Source organism: Niameybacter massiliensis (assembly GCF_001282685.1).
Taxonomy (GTDB): Bacteria; Bacillota; Clostridia; order Lachnospirales; family Cellulosilyticaceae; genus Holtiella; species Holtiella tumoricola.
Genome location: NZ_LN875033.1, coordinates 88,656 through 110,042 on the forward strand (window position 1 = coordinate 88,656; position 21,387 = coordinate 110,042).

17 protein-coding genes are annotated in these 21,387 nt (G+C 33.3%); 2 read left to right on the forward strand and 15 right to left on the reverse strand.

Annotation, left to right across the window (positions count from 1 at the left end):
- Window positions 1-23 precede the first annotated feature (23 nt).
- From uvrB to BN2390_RS02170, 6 genes are all read right to left on the reverse strand, one after another.
- Window positions 24-2,018 carry an excinuclease ABC subunit UvrB gene (gene uvrB / locus BN2390_RS02150; RefSeq protein WP_053982706.1) on the reverse strand — a complete coding sequence of 665 codons (1,995 nt, stop codon included), beginning with the start codon at window positions 2,016-2,018 and terminating at the stop codon, window positions 24-26.
- A 267-nt stretch (window positions 2,019-2,285) separates the two neighbouring features.
- Window positions 2,286-2,450, reverse strand: coding sequence for a hypothetical protein (locus BN2390_RS21550; protein WP_154668754.1), 165 nt, complete (start codon window positions 2,448-2,450; stop codon window positions 2,286-2,288).
- Window positions 2,451-2,519: 69 nt separating this feature from the next.
- Window positions 2,520-2,831 (reverse strand): DUF1540 domain-containing protein, encoded by a 312-nt coding sequence (locus tag BN2390_RS02155; RefSeq protein ID WP_053982707.1) that lies wholly within the window; start codon window positions 2,829-2,831, stop codon window positions 2,520-2,522.
- Window positions 2,832-2,925: 94 nt separating this feature from the next.
- Window positions 2,926-4,974, reverse strand: a complete 2,049-nt coding sequence (locus tag BN2390_RS02160) for a copper amine oxidase N-terminal domain-containing protein (protein ID WP_053982708.1) — start codon at window positions 4,972-4,974, stop codon at window positions 2,926-2,928.
- Window positions 4,975-5,075: 101 nt separating this feature from the next.
- Complete coding sequence (locus BN2390_RS02165; protein WP_053982709.1) at window positions 5,076-5,804, reverse strand: ZIP family metal transporter; 729 nt, start codon at window positions 5,802-5,804, stop codon at window positions 5,076-5,078.
- Window positions 5,805-5,952: 148 nt separating this feature from the next.
- Window positions 5,953-6,507, reverse strand: coding sequence for a DUF4358 domain-containing protein (locus tag BN2390_RS02170; protein WP_053982710.1), 555 nt, complete (start codon window positions 6,505-6,507; stop codon window positions 5,953-5,955).
- Between the two features lie 181 nt (window positions 6,508-6,688).
- Here BN2390_RS02170 and BN2390_RS21555 point away from each other — a divergent pair, with 181 nt between their 5' ends.
- Complete coding sequence (locus BN2390_RS21555; RefSeq protein ID WP_154668755.1) at window positions 6,689-6,829, forward strand: hypothetical protein; 141 nt, start codon at window positions 6,689-6,691, stop codon at window positions 6,827-6,829.
- A 90-nt stretch (window positions 6,830-6,919) separates the two neighbouring features.
- On the opposite strand, the gene BN2390_RS02175 is transcribed toward BN2390_RS21555, so the two are convergent.
- The 9 genes from BN2390_RS02175 to BN2390_RS02215 form a co-directional block, all read right to left on the reverse strand.
- Window positions 6,920-10,186, reverse strand: a complete 3,267-nt coding sequence (locus BN2390_RS02175) for a 5'-nucleotidase C-terminal domain-containing protein (RefSeq protein ID WP_053982711.1) — start codon at window positions 10,184-10,186, stop codon at window positions 6,920-6,922.
- A 235-nt stretch (window positions 10,187-10,421) separates the two neighbouring features.
- Complete coding sequence (gene prfA / locus BN2390_RS02180; RefSeq protein WP_053982712.1) at window positions 10,422-11,495, reverse strand: peptide chain release factor 1; 1,074 nt, start codon at window positions 11,493-11,495, stop codon at window positions 10,422-10,424.
- 21 nt (window positions 11,496-11,516) lie between these two features.
- Window positions 11,517-12,398: a peptide chain release factor N(5)-glutamine methyltransferase gene (prmC, locus tag BN2390_RS02185; RefSeq protein ID WP_053982713.1), complete on the reverse strand. Its 882-nt coding sequence runs from the start codon at window positions 12,396-12,398 to the stop codon at window positions 11,517-11,519.
- Complete coding sequence (locus tag BN2390_RS02190; RefSeq protein ID WP_053982714.1) at window positions 12,358-13,302, reverse strand: DUF1385 domain-containing protein; 945 nt, start codon at window positions 13,300-13,302, stop codon at window positions 12,358-12,360. The genes prmC and BN2390_RS02190 overlap by 41 nt, the downstream gene beginning before the upstream one ends.
- A 175-nt stretch (window positions 13,303-13,477) precedes the next feature.
- Window positions 13,478-13,675 (reverse strand): 50S ribosomal protein L31, encoded by a 198-nt coding sequence (gene rpmE, locus BN2390_RS02195; RefSeq protein ID WP_053982715.1) that lies wholly within the window; start codon window positions 13,673-13,675, stop codon window positions 13,478-13,480.
- A 109-nt stretch (window positions 13,676-13,784) separates the two neighbouring features.
- A complete protein-coding gene (rho, locus tag BN2390_RS02200; protein WP_053982716.1) occupies window positions 13,785-15,203 on the reverse strand; it encodes a transcription termination factor Rho in 1,419 nt (472 codons plus the stop codon).
- Between the two features lie 151 nt (window positions 15,204-15,354).
- Window positions 15,355-17,055, reverse strand: coding sequence for a sensor domain-containing protein (locus tag BN2390_RS02205; protein ID WP_053982717.1), 1,701 nt, complete (start codon window positions 17,053-17,055; stop codon window positions 15,355-15,357).
- Window positions 17,056-17,078: 23 nt separating this feature from the next.
- Window positions 17,079-17,567, reverse strand: coding sequence for an acetolactate synthase small subunit (ilvN, locus tag BN2390_RS02210; protein ID WP_053982718.1), 489 nt, complete (start codon window positions 17,565-17,567; stop codon window positions 17,079-17,081).
- A 144-nt stretch (window positions 17,568-17,711) separates the two neighbouring features.
- Window positions 17,712-20,105, reverse strand: a complete 2,394-nt coding sequence (locus BN2390_RS02215) for a Lon protease family protein (protein ID WP_053982719.1) — start codon at window positions 20,103-20,105, stop codon at window positions 17,712-17,714.
- A gap of 441 nt (window positions 20,106-20,546) precedes the next feature.
- Here BN2390_RS02215 and speD point away from each other — a divergent pair, with 441 nt between their 5' ends.
- Complete coding sequence (gene speD, locus BN2390_RS02220) at window positions 20,547-21,380, forward strand: adenosylmethionine decarboxylase (RefSeq protein WP_053982720.1); 834 nt, start codon at window positions 20,547-20,549, stop codon at window positions 21,378-21,380.
- Window positions 21,381-21,387: the final 7 nt, after the last annotated feature.

Sequence of the window (21,387 nt, forward strand, 5' to 3'; positions counted from 1 at the left end):
TGTTAGTCAATTTAAAATATTACTTATCTAGATACAGAAAGCTGTTTAAGCTTAATTAGTGTATCTCTAAGCTCTGCCGCACGTTCAAATTGTAAGTCACGAGCAGCCTTTTTCATTTCCTTTTCTACTTTATCCATTGTTTTCTTAAGCTCTTCTGGATTCATAGATTCTGGATCTTTTTCTTTGAAGAATTCATCTTCTTTCTTCGTTGTTTTTGTTGCTACAATTAAGTCACGAATATCTTTCTTAATAGTCTGAGGTACAATACCATGTGCTTCGTTATAATCCATCTGGATTTGACGTCTTCTGTTGGTCTCCGAAAGAGCATTTTCCATAGACCTTGTTACCTTATCAGCGTACATAATAACATGGCCTTCTGCATTTCTTGCTGCACGTCCAATGGTCTGAATAAGAGCAGTCTCAGAACGTAAGAAGCCCTCTTTATCTGCATCTAAGATTGCTACAAGTGAAACTTCTGGTATATCCAACCCTTCACGTAATAAGTTGATCCCTACTAATACATCAAATACACCTAGCCTTAAATCACGTACAATTTCTATACGTTCTAATGTATCAATGTCTGAGTGAAGATATTTTACTTTTACGCCCATTTCTTTTAAGTAGTCTGTTAAGTCTTCTGACATACGTTTTGTAAGAGTTGTTACTAATATTTTTTCCCCGTTTGCAGTCAGTTTATTAATTTCACCAAGTAAATCATCAATTTGTCCTTTTACAGGGCGTACATCAATAGGTGGATCAAGTAGTCCTGTTGGACGAATAAGCTGTTCTGCAATACTTAGTGAATGTTCTAATTCATACTGTGATGGTGTTGCTGAAACAAACATAATTTGATTTACTTTTTCTTCAAACTCATCAAATTTTAATGGTCTATTATCTAATGCAGATGGTAATCTAAACCCATAGTCTACTAAAACATTCTTACGTGCCTGGTCACCGTTATACATTCCACGAATTTGTGGGACTGTCATGTGAGATTCATCTATCATAATAAGATAGTCATCTGGGAAATAGTCAAGAAGTGTAAAAGGTGTACTCCCTTGTTCTCTCCCTGATAAATGCCTAGAGTAGTTTTCTACGCCAGAGCAATATCCCATTTCACGTAACATCTCTACATCAAAGTTTGTACGTTGACTTAAGCGTTGCATTTCTAATAATTTATCCTCATTTTTCAGTTCAGCAAGTCGTTCTTTAAGTTCTTCTTCTATGCCTTCAATAGCTAGTTCCATCTTATCTCTACTAATAGAATAATGAGATGCTGGGAAAATAGATACATGATCTCTATAGCCTAGTACTGCACCTGTTAAAGGATCAATTTCTGCTATACGATCAATTTCATCTCCAAAAAATTCTACACGAACGGCTTTCTCAGAAGCACCTGCTGGGATAATTTCCACCGTATCACCTCTTACTCTAAAGGTGGAACGTGCAAAGTCCATATCATTGCGATTGTACTGAATCTGCACAAGTTTTCTTAGGACATCATCTCTATCCATTTCTGTACCTGTACGCAGCGAAAGAACTTGATTTTCGTAATCAATCGGGTCACCTAACCCATATATACAGGATACACTGGCTACAATAATAACATCATTACGCTCTGATAAAGCTGCCGTAGCCGAGTGACGAAGCTTATCTATTTCTTCATTAACACTCGAATCTTTTTCGATATAAGTATCACTAGATGGCACATAAGCTTCTGGCTGGTAATAATCATAATAAGATACGAAGTACTCAACTGCATTATTAGGGAAGAATTCCTTAAACTCACTATAGAGCTGAGCTGCTAGTGTTTTATTATGTGCGATAATCAAAGTAGGTTTTTGAACCTTTTCTATAATATTAGCCATTGTAAAAGTTTTTCCTGAACCTGTAACACCTAAAAGTGTTTGGTATCGGTTACCCTTTTCAATGCTCTTTACTAATTTTTCAATAGCTTGTGGCTGGTCACCCATAGGTTGAAATGCCGATTCTATTTTAAAGGGCTTATTTTGTTCCATGCTTTTCATTCCCTTCTATCTTAATTTTATTAACTAATAAAAGTATTGCTTCTACTTCTCTCTATCATACACTATGTACTAAAAAAGAAGAAGCTGTTGTACAAGATTTAACTCCCCATTTATCGTACACCAGTTCGACATCTATATGCAACATATTCTCTCTACAAATATCTTAAGAAATAAGTTTTATTCAACCTTATATAAATATAAAGAGAGGCTGTTTATATTAACAGCCTCTCTTTATTAGAAATTTAATTCTACCTTAAACTATTTTTTACCACAACGATCACAATTACCGCAATCTGTAACTTCATCATATGTTGAACTTGTTACATTATTTGATGCTTTATTAGTTACATTCCCGCAATTTGATCCACAGTTTGACCCACAATTTGATGCATTGTTATAGCTTGAATTTTTTGAGTTTTTCATAGTCTGTCTCCTCCTAAGATGTCATCTAAGCATAGTTAGTATATGATTTTACACTTACTTTATACTTACCTATTCTTTACAAAAACTACTACATTCTGTTTCACCACAACGACATGCACCATTTCCTACTACTTCAATACTATCTGCATGACATTTACAATTATCATTATGTGTACAGTTTGTAGCTTGGCAGTCTACTTCTGAATCTACAGCTGGTACACCACTACAGTTATGAGCTCCACTATCTTCTGTAAAACTATTACAGCAAGTACCTTCTGTATGCTCCGTATTATTTGATCCATCCACATTGATATTTCCTAAACAACAACATCTTTCTGCATTATATGCACAGTTTTCTACACCACAATTTAATTTTGGCATTTTAAAATCCTCCTTAGCGTAATTTAGGTTCAAATACACCTTTATTTTTACACCTTGGAGGATTTTTATACGATTAATTTATATCATTTAATTTTTAATAATTATTCCACATACTTTCTGGAATAAAACAAATCAATACTGGTGCTGAAGAACCATTCGGAAGCATATAAAGTAACTCTTTTTTCTTATCTGGCTGAACTGTCCCTATAGTTACAGCATTTTTACCACCATTTAAGTGACCACTTGGTGCAGCAAAGCTACGTCCATTCACCCAGCCGACTGCTCCTTTAAATATATTTCCTCTTGGATTTAATAAAATACCAGTATTTTCTTCTGTCGTAATTTGAATATGGTATTTAACACCATAGTTACCTTTATTTACTGCATCCTTACCTGTAAGCGCATCATATCCTGTAATAGGTTGTTCAATATCTCCTGAAGGTAATCCTAGCATAAGCTTATAAGGCTTACTCTTATCAATGTCTACTGTATAGTAACGATCAGCATTGGGGAATGTACCTCTTGTATGTACACCATCATGTGGTAAGTAAGTTAAACCTTCCATATGTTGAAATTCTGTTTTATCACCAACCATAGCAATTGTAATCTTCAAAGGACTTTGAGAATATAAATCTAACATTCCTGAAATAGTTTGTCCTGTGTACCAGCTTCTATTACCTGTATCATAAAGGTATCTTTTCTCACCTGGTTCTAATGTATATTGTTTTTCACGACCTTGCCCAAGTATATCTTGTGTTACTTGTTGCCCAAGATATAATACATCTGTAGAAGGCCCTTTATGACTTTCATTCATATTAATAACTTTTATAGGAAACTCATTAATATTTTCCATTATAATAACAAAGCGTTTTTTACTACCATCTGTTGATGCATTTTTATGATGATATAAAATACGACCTTCTCCTTCAAAAGTATCTTCATATAGAATGCCTTTTGTAGGAATAGATTCTGGTGAATTACTCATAAGAAGTGTTGCACCTGTATATGTGGCTCTTGTTGGTATAATAGCCTCAAAGTTTTGGAAATTAAAGTTATTATAGTTTTCTAGTATATCGCCCATACGACCTTCTGTAAAACGATACATCAATTCACTCTGCATCACTTTATCTGTTACTTTAACCTCTATACTATATGGTTTACTCCATTTCCCAAAGCTATCTTTAATTTCTAAAGTTACTTTATAAGTGCCTTCTGAGAAAAGTTTGTAAGGTTTATCTTCATGGATTTGGCTATCCTCTTGTCCCATATACTGATAGGTCCACTTTTCTTCTACAATTTCTTCCCATTCTTCATTTTCATAAGTATAATCTTTGAAGAGAATTGGCTCGCCTTGGCTATAAGACTCTTTATCTGTTTTTAGCTCAGTAACAATAGGTGCTTGATTAGCAGTAATTTTTAGCTCATTGCTTGTCCATTCTCCCCATCTACCTATACTATCTTTTACACGTAAGCTAATGATATTAGTACCTACTTTTAAGTTAGGTTTTAACTCTTCAAAAGTTTTATATTCTTTAGAATCACCTTGTATTTTCCAAGACTTATCTGTTATTAAATGTCCATCTGGGTCCATACTCTTTTCAACAACATTGAAGTCTTCTCCCTCAATATAGCTCTCTGCTTCAAATCCAAAATCTGCTACTGGAGGATTATTAAGCCTTTCAATCTCTGTAAGTGGCATTTGTATCTTCATTGTTTTATTTGAAGCATTATATTGAATGCCTCCACCTATGGCTTCCATAAACCCTTTCATAGGCACCCATGTTTTGTTATCTTTTACAAGTACAGGAGCACTTAATGGATAGCTTATACCACTTGAAATCAGCTCTTGGTCATCTGCTTTAAAACTATAGATTTTCCCTTCGATATTTACTTCAGTGGTTTTACTCGTACTATTCCAAGTTAAGCTTGCTCCTGATATGTTATTTTTGATAAAGTCTGTTGATATGTAATATGTATTATTAAAGTTACGCACTGTTTTATCAGTACTCAAATTAATTGAGATTTCTTTTACAAGTTCATTGTAACTATTTTGTACGTACTCTATATGTTGCTCACCAAAAGTAGGCATAGTGAGTGCAAATGCACAAACTACAATACTCATTAGTAAATTTTTAGCTTTCATTAGTAGTCTCCCTCTTGTCTAAATTTGTCTGTTTATAACTAGTTTATCATACTTTTTCTTTACCTAAGTAATTTTGAAATAATTGTATTTAAAATGTAATATTATCCAATCAAAAGCATTCCTAAGATAATACCTATAATAGTTGCTACGGTTGTCATACGACCATTCCATATTTTACGTGATTCTGGGATAAGTTCTTCACATACAATATAGAGGATAATTCCAGCAGCTAATCCTAACACTACTGTTATAAAGTCACTTGCTACTTGACTCATTACATATCCAATACCTGCTCCTACTGCCATAATTCCCCCTAAAACTAGTGGGATACAGCCTACTACCTTCCCCGAAGTCTTTCCTGCTTTTAGTGGAATAGCTATGGCAATAGCTTCTGGTATACTATGTATACACATTACAAAAGCAAATTGCATAATTGTTTCAGGCGAAGTCGCTCCTAATGTTCCTAGTGCAATACCTTCTGGTATATTATGAATTGCAATCCCTAATATCAGCATTAGTCCAGTATGTGCTGTTTTATTTTGCTTGCCCCCTATACCATTTCCTAATAAATCTGTCAGATCCTCTAGGAACAATCCTATTAGAATGCCTATGGCAACACCTATAATCATAAGTGTGGTTTCCCCTGACTTAGTAGCATGAGGTAATACATCAAAACAAATCATAGCAATCATAATACCTGATGTTGTTCCAAATAGCATTCCTATTAAACGCTTACTTTTGATATCGAATAGATAATAGAGAACAATTCCTATTAAAACACCTGAACCTTCAGCTAATAATGCTAATAAGATCATACTCCCAATATTCATCTTGTCCACCTCCTCTTATATATTATGGAGGTGCACACACTATTTAGAACCAGTTATAACATAATGCTACCTATCTTTTTCTAGCCCATAAAAAATATCCTCTCAGACTAGTCATACTAGTCTAAGAGGATATTTTTTATTTACTCTATTAGTTCATTGCATTGAAATTTTCTACGATTTGCTCTGCTGATTCACTTACTACAAATAATACTTTATTGCCTTTTATAGCTGTTTTGTAGTTTTGAACAAGCTCATATTGATCTGGTAAGTATGTTTTCCATTGTTCTGCTAAACCTTGTTGTCTTTTTTCAATTCCTGCCATAACTGCATCTACATCTGCTTCGTCATTTAATTCGAAGATAGCAATTTCTGTTGCATGTACCATCATCATTGGCATTGATACGTAGTAATCTTTAAGTAAGCTTGTATCAATCCCATAAGTATCTTTCAACATATCTTCTGTCATTGGCATTGAGCCTGGAAGTTCAATACCTTCTGTAATTTTTGTTACATCTGCTGCTAAAGCTGATTGTTCTTCCTGTCCTTCACCTGGTACTTCTTCTGGTGTTACCTCTGGTGTCACTTCTGGTGCTACAACCTCTGGTGGTGTTACTGGTTGTTCTGGTGTACTGCTACATCCTACAAGTGCGCCTCCGATTGCTAAAGTCATCATCATTGCCATTAATTTTTTATTTATTTTCATTTTGAATTCTCCTCGTTATACAGTTTAATTGTTTTATATGTATTCTTAGACGGGGTATGTTCCAAGAAAGTTCCCATTTTAAACTTGTTATTTTTTTACAACTTAAGCTTTTATCTTTTATAAATACTTTTTCTCTAGTTATTCCATACTAATTAAGAAATTTAAAGTGAGGTGATACTAAATGGATGAAGCTATTAAAAAGAATATTCCACAACAAGGTTCTCAAAAAAGCAGAAAACATAGTGGCCTAGAAAATGACCCAGGCACACAAACAACTGCTTTTAAGAAACATTGGAACAAAAATCCAGAAAATAATCATTAATATTATCATATCCTTGTTACATTTAAAATTTAGTATTAGGTATATAAAAAAGAGACATAGGGTCATACCCTATGTCTCTTTTTTATATACCTAAGCAGCTGGTTTTAATTCTACTTGTTCTACTTCTGAAGTAACAGGTACAATTCTACCATTTACTTCAATACCTTCTACACCTTTTGTACTAAGGTATTCAATAACTAATTCATCAAGTGCAGAAAATTCACCCAATGATTTATTACCTTTAAACATTACATAGCCATCTCCACCTGCTGCAATAAAGTCATTAGTTGCTAATTTATAAGTTTTATTTAAATCAATTGGTTTTCCATTTACTAATACTTCTACTATACGGCTACCTACAGGTTGTGCTGGATCAAACTGATAGCTCATACCTGCCACATGTGAGAAAGCACCATTAGCTTCTGGATATTTTGCTGCCCCCACTTCTAGGGCATCTTTAATTTCTTGCCCTGTTGCTTCAATCATTACACCATAGTTACCAAATGGAAGTACTGTAATAACTTCTTTCTTTGTAATATCCCCTACATCTATAGATGCACGGATACCACCACCATTAGTAAGAGCTACATCTGCTCCTGTTGCTTCAATAAGTGCATTTGTAATAAGATTTCCTAAATTTGTTTCACCTTTTCTTACAAATTCACGTTCTCCTTGAAGCGCAACTGGTGTTGTGCCTACTACTTCTTCTGTTACTACATCAAAATTAGCCTTAAGCTCTTTGATTAAGTCTGATACAGCTTTATCTGCTGTTAAGCTAGCTGCATCTGCTTTTGTAATATGCATCGGAGCCATATCAAATGTTCCATCTTTCTTAAAGAGAATATTTACTTGCCCTAAATTCTTAGTATATTCTCCTGTTTGAACAATTAATGTGTCATTAACGATCTTACCTTGTGGCAAGGTTGTATGGCTATGTCCATCTACAATAAGGTCAATGCCTTTTACGTTTCCTGCTACTTTTTCACTTGTAATAGAACTATTACTGTCTAATCCTAAATGGCATAATGCAACAATAAAGTCTGCTTTTCCTTCTAATTCTTTAACCATCTTCTGGGCAGCTTTACTTGGATCTTCAAATGTAAGTCCTTCTACATTTTTTGGATGTGTCATAATTGTTGTATCTGGTGTTTCAAGCCCAAATATAGCTACTTTCTTACCTGCTACTTCTTTAATGATGTAAGGAGTTAAAATATCATCATTTCCTTTAGTTACATTCGCACTAAGGACTGGGAACTCTAACATCTTATCAAGTTCAATAAGTCTTTCATAACCATAGTTAAAATCATGATTACCTGCTACCATAGCATCATATCCTAATGCATTCATTACCTTTGTCATTGCTTCGCCCTTTGTTGTCGTGATAAGTGGCAAACCATGAAGTGTATCTCCACCATCTAAAAGAAGCACATGATCTTTTCCGTATCTTGTTCTTAATTGATTTACTTTGTCTGCTACTTTAGCAAATCCCATTCCATCACTTGATGTTTCTTCAATTCTTGTATGACTATCATTTGTATGAATGACTGTCATAAAGTCTGTATAGGTTGGATGTAATCCTGCTTGAATAAGGTCTAATTCTGTTACAGCTCCAACATTTACTGTTCTACCATCAGCTGATGTTGGAAGTACAATTGTACCATTGTTAATAGCTTCTACTGCTATTTTTCTAAGTTCCAGATTCCATTCATTCCCTACTATTTTCCAATTATTATCTGCTACTGGAGTAATTGTACCTTCTTTTTCAATATACTCTTTAATGTAAGTTCTAAGTGCTTTTGGATCTGATGTGAAATAAGGTGTTCCACTAATAATCTTTTCACCACTTGGCCCAATTCCACTATAACGATAGTCATTAATCGCTAATTTAAGTACTGTATCATCTGCTAAAGGTTCCCCTTTATACATAACATCTTTAATACGGCTACCAACTGGCTCACTAATATCTACTGTATAATCTACACCTTGGAACATATCATAAGCGTACACACGAATATTAGGATTAAAGCTGATTGTTAAATCGCCTGGTTTAAATGTGTTGTAATAAGATACAGACCATTCCATATAATTTTTAAGTTCTTTACCTGTTACTTCAATACCTACTAATGTATTTGCATATTGATAAATATCAAATACATTAGCAAAGTTTAATTCACCTTTTGGTAGGTTTGCTGATGGTTTAAATAATGCTGCTGCTGCAACATCGGCCCCTGTTGCTTCTAACTGAACATTATTAATAAGGTCAATGAGACCAGTATCTTTAATTTGAGCTTCTGGAATACCTTTTACTTCGGAAGCTGGATGGAAGTCTTCTGTTGCCACACCAATAGTATTTTCTAAAAATGCTTTTGTTTCTTTATCATAAGGTGCCGCTACTTTTGTTGCACCTTCGTCAGCTGTATAATCTGCAAGTTTCAAAATAGTTGTTTGCTTATCTGTAACTTTCTTTGTATCTTTATTGATTGTTAAGTCAAAACGAACAACTTCTCTGTCTTTATAAGGTGCTGCTACAAGCACACCATTAATATTTTCATTGACTGTGATATGGTCATGCCCAACTAAGAAAGCATCTATCTCTGGACATCTTTCTGCCACTAATCTTGCAGCATCTCCTCCATCTTGTTCATGTCTTGAATCAAGACCAGCATGAGCTGTAGCAATAATAACATCTACTTGTTCTTTCTCTTTTAAAATCTTAACATATTTTTGGGCTTCATCAGCCATATGCTTAAACTCTAAGTCCTTAACACCTTCCTTATTTGCATCCCATGATGGAACTGAAGGTACAGTAAGCCCAAGTACACCAACTTTTACACCGTCAAATTCTTTTACTATGTATGGTGTAGCAAAGTTTTCTCCTGTGGCTTTCTCATAAATATTAGCTGAAAGAATAGGGAATTTAGCTTCTTTTTTAAGTTTTTCAATCATCGGAACACCAAAGTTAAATTCATGGTTTCCTAGTGTCATGCTATCATATCCAATGTAGTTCATCATATCCATTACTGGATTAGGCTTAGATAAATCTGTATTGTATAAGTCATCTGTCATAATGGTTCCTTGAATTGTATCACCATTATCAATTACTAATGTATTAGGATTCTCCGTGCGTGTTTGTTTAACCAATGTTGCAGTTCTAGTAAATCCACTATTTTCATAGTCTTTTGCTGCTTCGTACACATAACTTGTCAAATTACCATGCATGTCACTTGTGCCCAAAATCGTAAGCTTAACTTCTGTACTGCCAGGTGTTGCTGCTTTTACATAAGTTGGTATAATCATTGCAAAAGCCATGACTAAAGATAGTAAAAAGCTCAAACCTTTCCTTGTACTTTTTTTCATTTTGTAACCCCCTATATTTTGGTAATTTTAGTCCTACAGTATATGTATATTACTATTTAGGACTATCATTCATAATAATTGTAACATATTTAACATTTTAATCAAAATATATTATAATTTTCTTTAAATTTATTTCATATTAACTTAATATTTATCTTCATTCTAATTTTTATCTTTGATTAAGTTATTTACATAAAAAAGCTGCTGCACTAAGTGCAACAGCTTTTTTATATTATTATTCGTTTGTTACGAGTTTAAGTTTTTCTGTTTGATCCACAGTTGTAAGTGTATCAACAATTTCTTCTAAGTCACCATCAAGGATAGTATCTAATCTGTGTAATGTAAGACCTACACGGTGATCTGTTACTCGCCCTTGTGGGAAGTTATAAGTACGGATACGTTCACTACGGTCACCTGTACCTACTTGGCTTTTCTTTTCTGCTGCCATTTCTGCATGTTGCTTAGCTTGTTCCATATCATAGAGTCTAGCACGTAATACTTTAAGTGCTTTTTCTTTATTTTTAAGCTGTGATTTTTCATCTTGGCAAGATACAACAAGACCTGTTGGAACGTGTGTTGCACGTACAGCAGAGTCTGTTGTATTTACACACTGACCACCATTACCAGATGCTCTAAATACGTCAATACGTACATCATTCATGTTAAGTTCTACATCTACCTCTTCTGCCTCTGGTAAGATTGCTACTGTAACTGTTGATGTATGGATACGTCCACCTGACTCTGTTGATGGGATACGTTGCACACGATGTACGCCACTTTCATACTTAAGTTTAGAATATACACCTTGCCCTTTAATCATAAAGATAACTTCTTTGAATCCACCGATACCACTTTCGTTAACTTCCATAAGCTCTGTTTTCCATTTTTGACGTTCTGCATAACGATTGTACATACGGTAAAGGTCAGCTGCAAATAATGCTGCTTCATCTCCACCTGCACCACCACGAATCTCTACGATAACGTTTTTCTCGTCATTAGGGTCCTTTGGAAGAAGTAAAAGTTTGATTTCATTTTCCAGTGGTTCAACACGTTTTTTGTTTTCTGAAAGCTCTTCTTTTACAAGTTCTCTAAAATCATCGTCTAACTTGTCTTCAAGCATCATTAATGCATCTTCAATTGCTGCTAACGTATCTTTATACTCTTTATATTTTTCCACAATAGGTCTTAAATCACTGTGTTCTTTCATCAGTTTTTGCCATCTGTCTTGGTCTGCAATAACCATTGGATCGCTGATCATTTCACCTATGTCTTCAAATTTTTGTACCAGATCTTCTAACTGATCAAACATTCATTCACCTCATTAAAAAAATTATATTTTAGTACCAATAACAACACGATCACGATGTGCTAAGTCTTGGATTAATTGAACATCTTTAAAGCCTTCTTGTTCTAAAATAGCACATACATCTTTTCCTTGTAAATAACCTATTTCATAAGCTAATAATCCATTAGGTTTTAAATACTTTTTACCCTCTTTTGTAATTTCACGATAGAACCTTAGCCCATCCCCTTCATCAGTTAAGGCTTTACGTGGTTCAAATTCTTTTACCTCTTGCATTAGCCCCTTACATTCTTCAAAAGTAATATACGGTGGATTGGAAACGATTAAATCTAAACTCTCTTCTTCTCCATCATAATCTGCAAACACATCACTTTTCAAGAGGGTAATACGTTCTTGTAAATTATGTTTTTTAATATTTTTATCTGCTACATCTAAGGCATTCTGACAAATATCTATTCCTTCTAATATAAGTCCATCTATATAATGTGCTAAAGAAACACTAATACACCCAGACCCTACACCTACTTCAACTGCTTTTGCTAACTTATGTGTTTTGCTATAGTTTATGATAGCCTCAATAAGACTTTCTGTGTCTTGTCTCGGGATAAGTACGCGTTCATCTACATAAAACTCTAATCCCATAAATTCTTGATTATTTGTAATATACTGAAGAGGTGTACCACCAGCACGTCTTGCTATCATATACATAAAAGATTCTTTTAAATGCTCTGTCATTCGTTCATTCCCATGTAGCAAAAGTTCACTCATATTGCAGTGTAATACATGAAGAGCAAGTAATCTTGCATCGATTGTTGCATCAGGTTTATTATAGCTCATAAGTACGTCTCTACCTAATGCTATCATCTGATTAACAGTTGCATCTTTTAGTTGTTCCCTCGCTATGTTCATTATCTAAAACTCCTTTTACTGCAGCAATCGCTACTTCTATTTGTTTATCATCTGGTTCAAGAGTTGTAAATGATTTTTGAAGCCACATACCTGGTTTACTTAGAAGAATAGCAAGCTTATTACTATCTGCTTTTCTAGCCCATCTAATAAATTCATATGAAATACCAGCTACAACTGGTACCATTACAATACGTACTACCATACGTAACCAGACACTCTCTGTTGTAAATAAACTAAATACTAGAATACTTACAATCATAACAACAAATAAGAAGCTTGTCCCACAGCTTTTATGAAGTCTAGAGCACTTTCTAACATTCTCTACAGTAAGTTCTTGCTCTTTTTCTAGACAGTTAATTGTCTTATGTTCAGCTCCATGATATTGAAATGTACGCTGAATATCTTTCAAGCAAGTTACTAATTTCATATATCCTAAGAAGATGGCAATTCTAAATGCACCTTCTACTAAATTGAGCACAAATGAGGACTCTATGAAGCCTTTAAATAAGGTACTCATAAGCATTGGTAAAATCATAAAGATTCCAATTGCAAGGACAAAGGAAATACACATGGTCACACCAATTAAAAACTTCTCTGCCTTATCGCCTAATTTTTCCATAAGCCATTTTTCAAACTTACTTTCTTCTAGCTCTTCATCATCGCCAAAGACTTCCGCAGAATAACTCAAAGTTTTGACACCAAGTGTAAGGGACTCTACAAAGACTGCGATACCTCTTAATATAGGCCATCTAAGTATTTTATATTTGTCTAAAATACTCTTTGTATCTTGTACATCAACTACAATCTCTTCATCTGGTTTTCTAACAGCGACAGCGTAGATTTTTCTACCCTTCATCATAACGCCTTCAATAACTGCTTGGCCACCAATGTCTGTTCTTGCCATTATTGCACCTCCTCATTTTAAGAAACTATAAAATCTAAAGTTCAGATAAAATCAAAGTACCATCTGAACTAAGACCTCTATTTATATTAAATTATACAACATAAAAGTAAAGCTTTCGTGTCGAATAAAAAAAAAGAGTTGAGACCATCCTCTCAACCCCTCTCGTTTACGATTATTAAACGTTGTATTTTTTGTTGAATTTATCAATTCTACCTTTAGCTTGTGCAGCTCTTTGTTTACCAGTGTAGAAAGGATGACAATTAGAGCAAACTTCTACGCGAATATCTGATTTAGTTGAACGTGTTTTAATTGTGTTACCACAGTTACATACAACTTCAAGTTCTTCGTATTTTGGTTGGATTTCTTTATTCATGCTATTCACCTCTTTCATGTTTCTTTCTATGTTAATTCAAACGTTAACAATACTATTATGACAACGTTAGTATTATATCATGCTTATTTTCAAATTGCAAGGACAAATCCTATGGGTTTTGCTTCATTTTTTCAACAAAAAATGTGTTTGTTGGATATTTAAGCATTTTACTGATAAGCCCCTCTGTAACTTCTGCCGAACTTCCACGAGACATCTCTCTTCTGATGTTATATGCTACATTTGCTTCATCTGGTGTTAAAAGTAAATCATCCCTTCTAGTACCTGACTTGTAGATATCAATAGCAGGGAAAATTCTACGTTCTGAAAGAGATCTATCTAAAACAAGTTCCATGTTACCCGTTCCCTTAAACTCTTCAAAAATAACTTCATCCATTTTACTGCCTGTTTCTACAAGAGCAGTTCCCAAAATAGTTAAACTTCCACCATTTTCTATCTTTCTTGCAGCACCGAAAAACTTCTTCGGCATATGCAGTGCAGCTGGATCAAGCCCTCCTGATAAAGTACGTCCACTTGGTGGAATTGTCAAGTTATAGGCCCTTGCCATTCTTGTAATACTATCTAGTAAAATAACAAGGTCTTTCCCTTGTTCAACCATACGTTTTGCACGTTCAAGTACCATCTCAACAACTTGTTTATGATGCTCTGGTGGTTCATCAAATGTTGATGCGACAACTTGTACGTCTTGTCCCTCTATACTTCTTCTAATATCTGTTACCTCTTCTGGCCTTTCATCTATAAGAAGAACGATCAGGGATACATCTTTATGATTATGTGTAATCGCATTAGCAATATGCTTTAAGAGAACAGTTTTACCTGCTTTAGGTGGTGCTACAATAAGCCCCCTTTGCCCTTTTCCAATAGGTGCAATTAAGTCTATGATTCTAGTTGATAATACACTTTCATCATATTCTAAAGAAAGTCTTTGCTTTGGAAATACCGGTGTGAGTGTTTCAAAGTTCGGTCTATACTTAGCCTTTTCTGGACGATCACCATTGACTTTATGAACATATAAAAGTGCTCCGGCCTTCTCTCCTTCTTTAGGCTTACGCATATCCCCCTCTATCCAATCTCCCGTCTTTAAATTAAATCTGCGAATTTGTGAAATAGATAAGTAAATGTCATTTTCACCACGCATAAAATTACGCGCACGTAAAAAGCCATATCCATCAGGCATAATTTCTAAAATTCCTGCACCTGTCATACGGTCTGTACGACTTAATTGTGTTGGCTCTTCTACTTCTTCTTCATCAATTTCTGCTTCTTCAACATTTTCTTCATAGGTTGAAGCATTACTTACTTTCATTTCTACACTTGAATTACTTTGAACTACTTGTTGTTCTTGAACAGAGTCAGATTGGTTAATTAAAGATGGGGCAACTTGATTAGAATTGTTAGACATAAGAAGATCAATAATTTCAGCCTTTTTAAGCTTACTTATATTCTTGTGACCTTTTTCTTTTGCAAGTTCTCTTAACTGAGCTAATGTCATGTTTTGAATTGTATCCATTCAATACTAGCTCCTTTATTTTCTATTATTTTTATTTAGTGTAGCATATTTAAGCCCGCATTTACAAGGTCATTTTTTACCTATTACTCACATTTTTTGTACTTTTACACTTTATATAAAAAGAGACAATAATAATCATTGCCTCTTTTACTTATTTGTATAGCTTTAATAGATACTTATTTTTAATATCTTCTGGTTTGAGAGGTGCATCCCATAAGTAGCCTTGACCCATCTCACATCCCATTTCTTGTATAATTTCTAATTGTTCAAGAGTTTCTATACCTTCAGCTATAGTTTGCAAACTCAATGCTTTTGCCATAGATATAATAGCACTTACTATGGCCCTATCTTGAGGATTCTTAGTGATTTCTCTTATAAACGAAATATCTATTTTTAGATGATCAAATAAAAACTTCTTAAGATACCCCAATGAAGAATAACCTGTTCCAAAATCATCTATGGCTATCTTAAATCCATAATTTCTAAGTTCTAAAATAGTTTGTTGTGCCATTTCAACTTCTTGTATCACCATATTTTCCGTAATCTCAAGCACAATAAGGCTTGGTGGAATATTGTATTTTTCTAACATATTAATAATATCATTAGATAGATTAGGATTTTTAAATTGAAGCATTGATAAATTAATCGAAATAGGTACAATACTATATCCTTCATCAATCCATTCTCTTAGTTGTCTACATACTTCTTCAATGACCTGTACACCCACTTGCTCAATGAGTTCTAGTTGCTCAAGTAAATCAATAAACTTACTCGGCATTACTATTTCACCACTTTGTTTTTTTCTCCTTAGTAATGCTTCCATCCCCGTAAGGGTTTCTCTTTCTAAATCAATAAATGGTTGATAGTATACAATAAATTCATTATTTTTATATGCTTGGTGTATATCACTCTCTTGTAACATCCTCATTTGTACTTCATCTTGTATCTGATCTTCATAAAAAATAACTTTATTTTTCCCTAGACATTCTTTTGCTCTCGCAAGTGCTATTTGTACTTTATTAATGAGCTGTCCTGGTTTTTTTGCATGAGTAGGAAACATACTCACTCCTACTGACATTTCAATATAAATTTCTTTTTCCTCAATTTTAAATGGCTTATGTATATGGTTAAAAATAATATTAATGAATTCAATTACTTCTGCTTGCTCTTCTACATCTTCATAAATTACAGCAAAAATATCTGAATTAAGTTTTGCTATCGCCCCATCCTTATGTAATACTTTGTATAATCTATCTGCAATTTCCTTCATTAATGCATCACCAGTTGTTAATCCATAGGTATTATTAATATAGCTCATCTTGCTAATATCAAACAAAACAACTGCAAAACTTGCATTTTCTTTCTTTACTTTACTATAAATATGTTCTATGAAAGCTGCTTGATTTGGTAATCCAGTAACTTCATCAATATATTTTAATCGATGTAATTTTTCTTGTAAGCGTTTTGCTCCTGTTATATCTTTTCCTATAGCTATGTATAATACAAGTTCACCATTCCTATCCTTAATACCGGATAATGTTAATGAAAGATAAAATTCTGCTTGCTTTTTATTTTTATTTAGTGTAATGGTCTCAAACTTTCTATTTTGTCCTATAGCAAGAAGAGCACGTTCTTTAAGGGTTGTATTATATGTATTTATATCCCATGGTGCCTTCATAGGATCTTGTAAAATTTCTTCTTTTGAATATCCAGATAAGCGTTCTACGTGTCTATTGATATAGATCATTTTCCCCTGTTTATCATAAATAACCAACCAATCTTCTATTTCATCAATAAGTTCTGCCAAGATTTCATTTATAATGACATCTTGTAAGTTCAATATGTTCTCCACTCACCTGCCTCCTAAGTTGGTCACTAGATATGTTGATTACCCCTTTGTAGTGCAATCACACCTGTTCTTACACTTTCAATAATTTCATAGTCTCTAACTGTATCAATAAATTCATCAATCATATCTTTACTATTACATATTTCAAATACAACTACTTCAGTATCAATATCTATTACTTTTACGCTATAACGTTCAGTAAGCTCTTTAATTTTACTACATAACTCCGGCTTTAATGCTACCTTAATAATTGCAAGTTCTCTTATAATATCCTTTTTAGCATCTAATACTTTTACCTTTTTAATATCTACTAACTTTTCAACTTGTTGTTGTATTTGATAAATAGAATTTTCATCTTCAGTAACTGAAATAGTAATTCTAGAGATTTGTTTTTCATGAGTTTCTTCTCCAGCAAAGCTATTTAAGTTGAATCCTCTTCTTGTAAAAAGACCTGCTATACGTGCAACTACCCCATAATTATTTTCAACAAGTACTGAGATAATAGTATTTTTCATGTGGTCACTCCCCTTTTTATTTATATGAATTATTATACCATATTCCATATTTTATTTACTATTATTTTTATAATATTCAGCATCCTGTAGATAATCCTTAATAAATATGAAAAAAGGACTGTTACATTAAACAGTCCCTTTTTATTACTTACTTTTTTTAACTTTTTGTTTTTTTAACCTAGAAAGCTTCTCTGGGCTATCCACACTATATATTTTTAGCTTATGCGCTACTCGTTCTTCAACTTGAGCTGCCGGTACTCCAGTTAAGACCTCGATTCCTTCCCTAAAAGAAGTAATAGCATAAATATGGAATTTCCCTTGCTCTACAGCCTTAATTACTTCTTCATCCAAGACCAAATCACCTTTATTTTGATCTGGAATCATAACCCCCTGCTTTCCAGTTAATCCTTTTTGCTTACAGACTCTATAAAAGCCCTCTATTTTGTCATTGATACCACCAACAGGTTGAATTTGTCCATATTGATTAATAGAACCTGTAACTGCTATTCCTTGCCTTAGAGGTACTTCTGATAAGCTTGATAAAATTGCATAAAGTTCTGCACTTGATGCACTGTCTCCGTCTACTCCCCCATAGCTTTGCTCAAAACAAATCTTTCCACATAAACTTAATGGATAGTTTTGTGCAAAGTGATTACCTAAGAAACCTGTAATAATTTGAACACCCTTTGAATGAATACTTCCACTTAACCCTACAGCGCCTTCAATATCAACAACACCACTCTTCCCTCTATAAGTCGTTGCTGTGATTCTAACAGGCCTTCCAAAAGAAAAATCTCCAACTGAATATACAGCTAATCCGTTAATCTGTCCTACTTTTTTCCCCATTACATCAACTAAAAATATATTTTTGGCGTATTTCTCTTCTATATTTTTTTGTAACGTGTCTTTAAAAAGCATCTTCATTCGTCTTGCTTGGATAATATTATCCTTAGTTATAGTCCCTTGTGCAAATACACTTGCTTCTCTTACTAAATCCATTATAGGTTGTAAGTTAGCACTCATTTTTTCTTGGCTTTCCGCTAACCTATGGCTGTACTCCACAAGTTGCAGTATGCCATCACAGCTTACTGGTGGTAAATCTTCTTTATTACACAGAGATTTTATTTGACTAGCTATATTCATAATAGCTACTTCACCACTTGTAATTGTATCTTTAAAATCAATATTAATCTTGAAGAGATCTTTAAAACTTAAATCCATTTCAGTTAATAAATGATAAATCTCATAATCACCTACTAAAATAACTTTAAAATCTACAGGTATAGGCTGAGGAGTTATACCAATAGTATTGGTGTTATTTCCTCCACCCATGCTTTCAATATTTACCTCTCCTGTCTTTAATGTTCTTCTAATAAGGTCAAAAGAACCCGGATAATCTAAAAGGTCTTTTACATAAAGTAATAAATAACCTCCATTTGCCTGATGTAACATCCCTGCTGAAATTTGATTAAAATCTGTATGACTTGTAGTGACTTCAGTATCAATGCGTATTTTTCCTACTAAATGTCCCTGGCTTAAATCTCTTGATGTTATAATCGGCGCACCTTTTAATCCCCCATTATCAACAAGTACATTAATGCTATAATGATTAACTTTTTCACTAACACCACTGTTCCCAAGCCATGGTAAAAGACCTTTAATATCCTGCCCTTCACTATTGCTATTCCCAGCAAAGATGCTCACATCTTCTAAAATATCATTTGCAATATCATCTAGATATTGGCTAACTTCATCATAGCTTCCATAGGTATCTTTAAGGTATTTCATGTAATAGCCTACTTCATTTAATACAATTGTTTCATCTATATCATCCATATATTGACTATATAACTTTTCAATATCTCTTACTTTTTTCAGCACTTCTTCTGAGAACTCAGATAGTTGATCTATACCTTCTTCTATCGTATGTTTGTCTGCATCATCTAATTTTTCATATGCATCCATTGAAAGAGGCTTTCCTTCTAATGTAAGAGGAATAAAACCTAATCCTTCTTCTGCCATTTTTACTTGAAATCCCATGTCTTTCGCATATGTTTTTAATTCAGCTAAAGCCTCTTCTTTTTTTTCATCTAGTTCAGTTATTAATTTTTGTCTTTTCTTTTCTGCCTCAAGAGTATCAAGTCTATCTTTTAATTCATTTATTAAAAACTGTTTAAATTCTTTCATATCATTTTTAAAGCGTATACCATCCCCTGGCTGCATCCATATAACTTTAGGTGTGGAAGGGTTTTCAAAATTATATATATAACACATATCTGGGGGAACATTTCGTTTGGTTGCCTTATCCTTAAGCCTTCCAAGTACGTAGTCAAAAATAGTTTTCTGATCTGATCCTGATATATACATGTTATAACCTTTTGCACCTAACTGTAAGCCAAATTCAAGTGTTGCCAGAGCATTTTCTTGATCGATTATGCTTTCATCCGCTTTAATTTCATCTGTTGTACTAAAGGTAATGCCTGTATTTGTATATGGGATTTTGAGTTCTTCCCATTTAAGCTCTAAGTTGTTCTTCATAGTGACCCCCCCATAATTACACTATATTCAAGAAGGCTTATATGCTTTACAATTTTCGTCGATTTCTGACATATTTTCACAGATTAAATTGATATTAACAAATTTTTTCAAACTTAATATTTATAATTTTAATATAAACCATTACTAAACTTATCCATTTTTTGAAATTATGATTTTTAATTTTTTTATATTATCAAATAATAGTTTTTTATCTTTTCTTCTAATATATAAGTACGTTATATTCTAAAACAAACAAAGCCTTTTCTTTTTTTGTTTAGTATTTAAAAACTTTTAATCATCTATTAGTTGTCCATTTTAATAACACTATTACTAAACCTAATATATAGCTATATAAAATTTTCTATTGCATTCTTATTCCATCTATGAATATAATATCAATGTTAAAAATTTATGATTATTTTCTAGGAGGTCTATTCGCACATGGAACATTTAGACGTACCAAAACTGAAGTTACATGGTTTTAATAACCTTACAAAAACTTTAAGTTTTAACATGTATGATATCTGCTATACCAAAACCCCTAAGGATCGAGAAGCTTATATTGATTATATAGATGAACAATATAACGCGGATAGACTTACACAAATACTAACTACTGTTACTCAAATTATTGGGGCTAACATTCTTAATATCTCAAAGCAAGACTATGAACCTCAAGGTGCCAGTGTAACTATTTTAATTTCAGAGAATCCATTACCTCAACCTAGTGTTGATCAACAATGTGCTTCACCAGGACCAATTCCTGAGATTATTGCAACCCACCTTGATAAAAGCCATATTACTGTACATACATATCCTGAATATCATCCTACAGATGGTATTAGTACTTTTAGAGCTGACATCGACGTTTCAACATGCGGAGAAATTTCACCGTTAAAAGCGCTTAACTATCTTATTCACTCTTTTGATGCTGATATGATGACACTTGATTATAAAGTTCGTGGTTTCACACGTGATATTACAGGTAATAAACTCTTTATCGATCATCCAATAGATTCTATCCAAAACTTTATTCCTGAACACATTAAACATCTTTATCATATGATTGATGTAAATGTTTATCAAGAAAATATCTTCCATACAAAATGCAAGTTAAAAAACTTTGATCTTAACAATTATCTATTTGGATATACAAAAGATGAGTTACACCCTGGTACAGCACAATCTATTGCAAAAAAAGTCCGTCATGAGATGGACGAAATTTTCTATGGCACTAATGTAACAGAAGCCATGTTTACAATAGATGATTATTAATAACATG

What these genes read in the sequence shown, in the direction of transcription:
- BN2390_RS02165 (WP_053982709.1), bottom strand. Translation starts at nt 5,804, where the DNA reads ATGAATATTGGGAGTATGATCTTATTAGCATTATTAGCTGAAGGTTCA.
- BN2390_RS02155 (WP_053982707.1), bottom strand. Translation starts at nt 2,831, where the DNA reads ATGCCAAAATTAAATTGTGGTGTAGAAAACTGTGCATATAATGCAGAA.
- BN2390_RS02170 (WP_053982710.1), bottom strand. Translation starts at nt 6,507, where the DNA reads ATGAAAATAAATAAAAAATTAATGGCAATGATGATGACTTTAGCAATC.
- BN2390_RS02190 (WP_053982714.1), bottom strand. Translation starts at nt 13,302, where the DNA reads ATGGCAAGAACAGACATTGGTGGCCAAGCAGTTATTGAAGGCGTTATG.
- BN2390_RS21555 (WP_154668755.1), top strand. Translation starts at nt 6,689, where the DNA reads ATGGATGAAGCTATTAAAAAGAATATTCCACAACAAGGTTCTCAAAAA.
- BN2390_RS02215 (WP_053982719.1), bottom strand. Translation starts at nt 20,105, where the DNA reads ATGAAGAACAACTTAGAGCTTAAATGGGAAGAACTCAAAATCCCATAT.
- BN2390_RS21550 (WP_154668754.1), bottom strand. Translation starts at nt 2,450, where the DNA reads ATGAAAAACTCAAAAAATTCAAGCTATAACAATGCATCAAATTGTGGG.
- ilvN (WP_053982718.1), bottom strand. Translation starts at nt 17,567, where the DNA reads ATGAAAAATACTATTATCTCAGTACTTGTTGAAAATAATTATGGGGTA.
- prmC (WP_053982713.1), bottom strand. Translation starts at nt 12,398, where the DNA reads ATGAACATAGCGAGGGAACAACTAAAAGATGCAACTGTTAATCAGATG.
- rho (WP_053982716.1), bottom strand. Translation starts at nt 15,203, where the DNA reads ATGGATACAATTCAAAACATGACATTAGCTCAGTTAAGAGAACTTGCA.
- prfA (WP_053982712.1), bottom strand. Translation starts at nt 11,495, where the DNA reads ATGTTTGATCAGTTAGAAGATCTGGTACAAAAATTTGAAGACATAGGT.
- BN2390_RS02160 (WP_053982708.1), bottom strand. Translation starts at nt 4,974, where the DNA reads ATGAAAGCTAAAAATTTACTAATGAGTATTGTAGTTTGTGCATTTGCA.
- uvrB (WP_053982706.1), bottom strand. Translation starts at nt 2,018, where the DNA reads ATGGAACAAAATAAGCCCTTTAAAATAGAATCGGCATTTCAACCTATG.
- speD (WP_053982720.1), top strand. Translation starts at nt 20,547, where the DNA reads ATGGAACATTTAGACGTACCAAAACTGAAGTTACATGGTTTTAATAAC.
- rpmE (WP_053982715.1), bottom strand. Translation starts at nt 13,675, where the DNA reads ATGAATAAAGAAATCCAACCAAAATACGAAGAACTTGAAGTTGTATGT.
- BN2390_RS02175 (WP_053982711.1), bottom strand. Translation starts at nt 10,186, where the DNA reads ATGAAAAAAAGTACAAGGAAAGGTTTGAGCTTTTTACTATCTTTAGTC.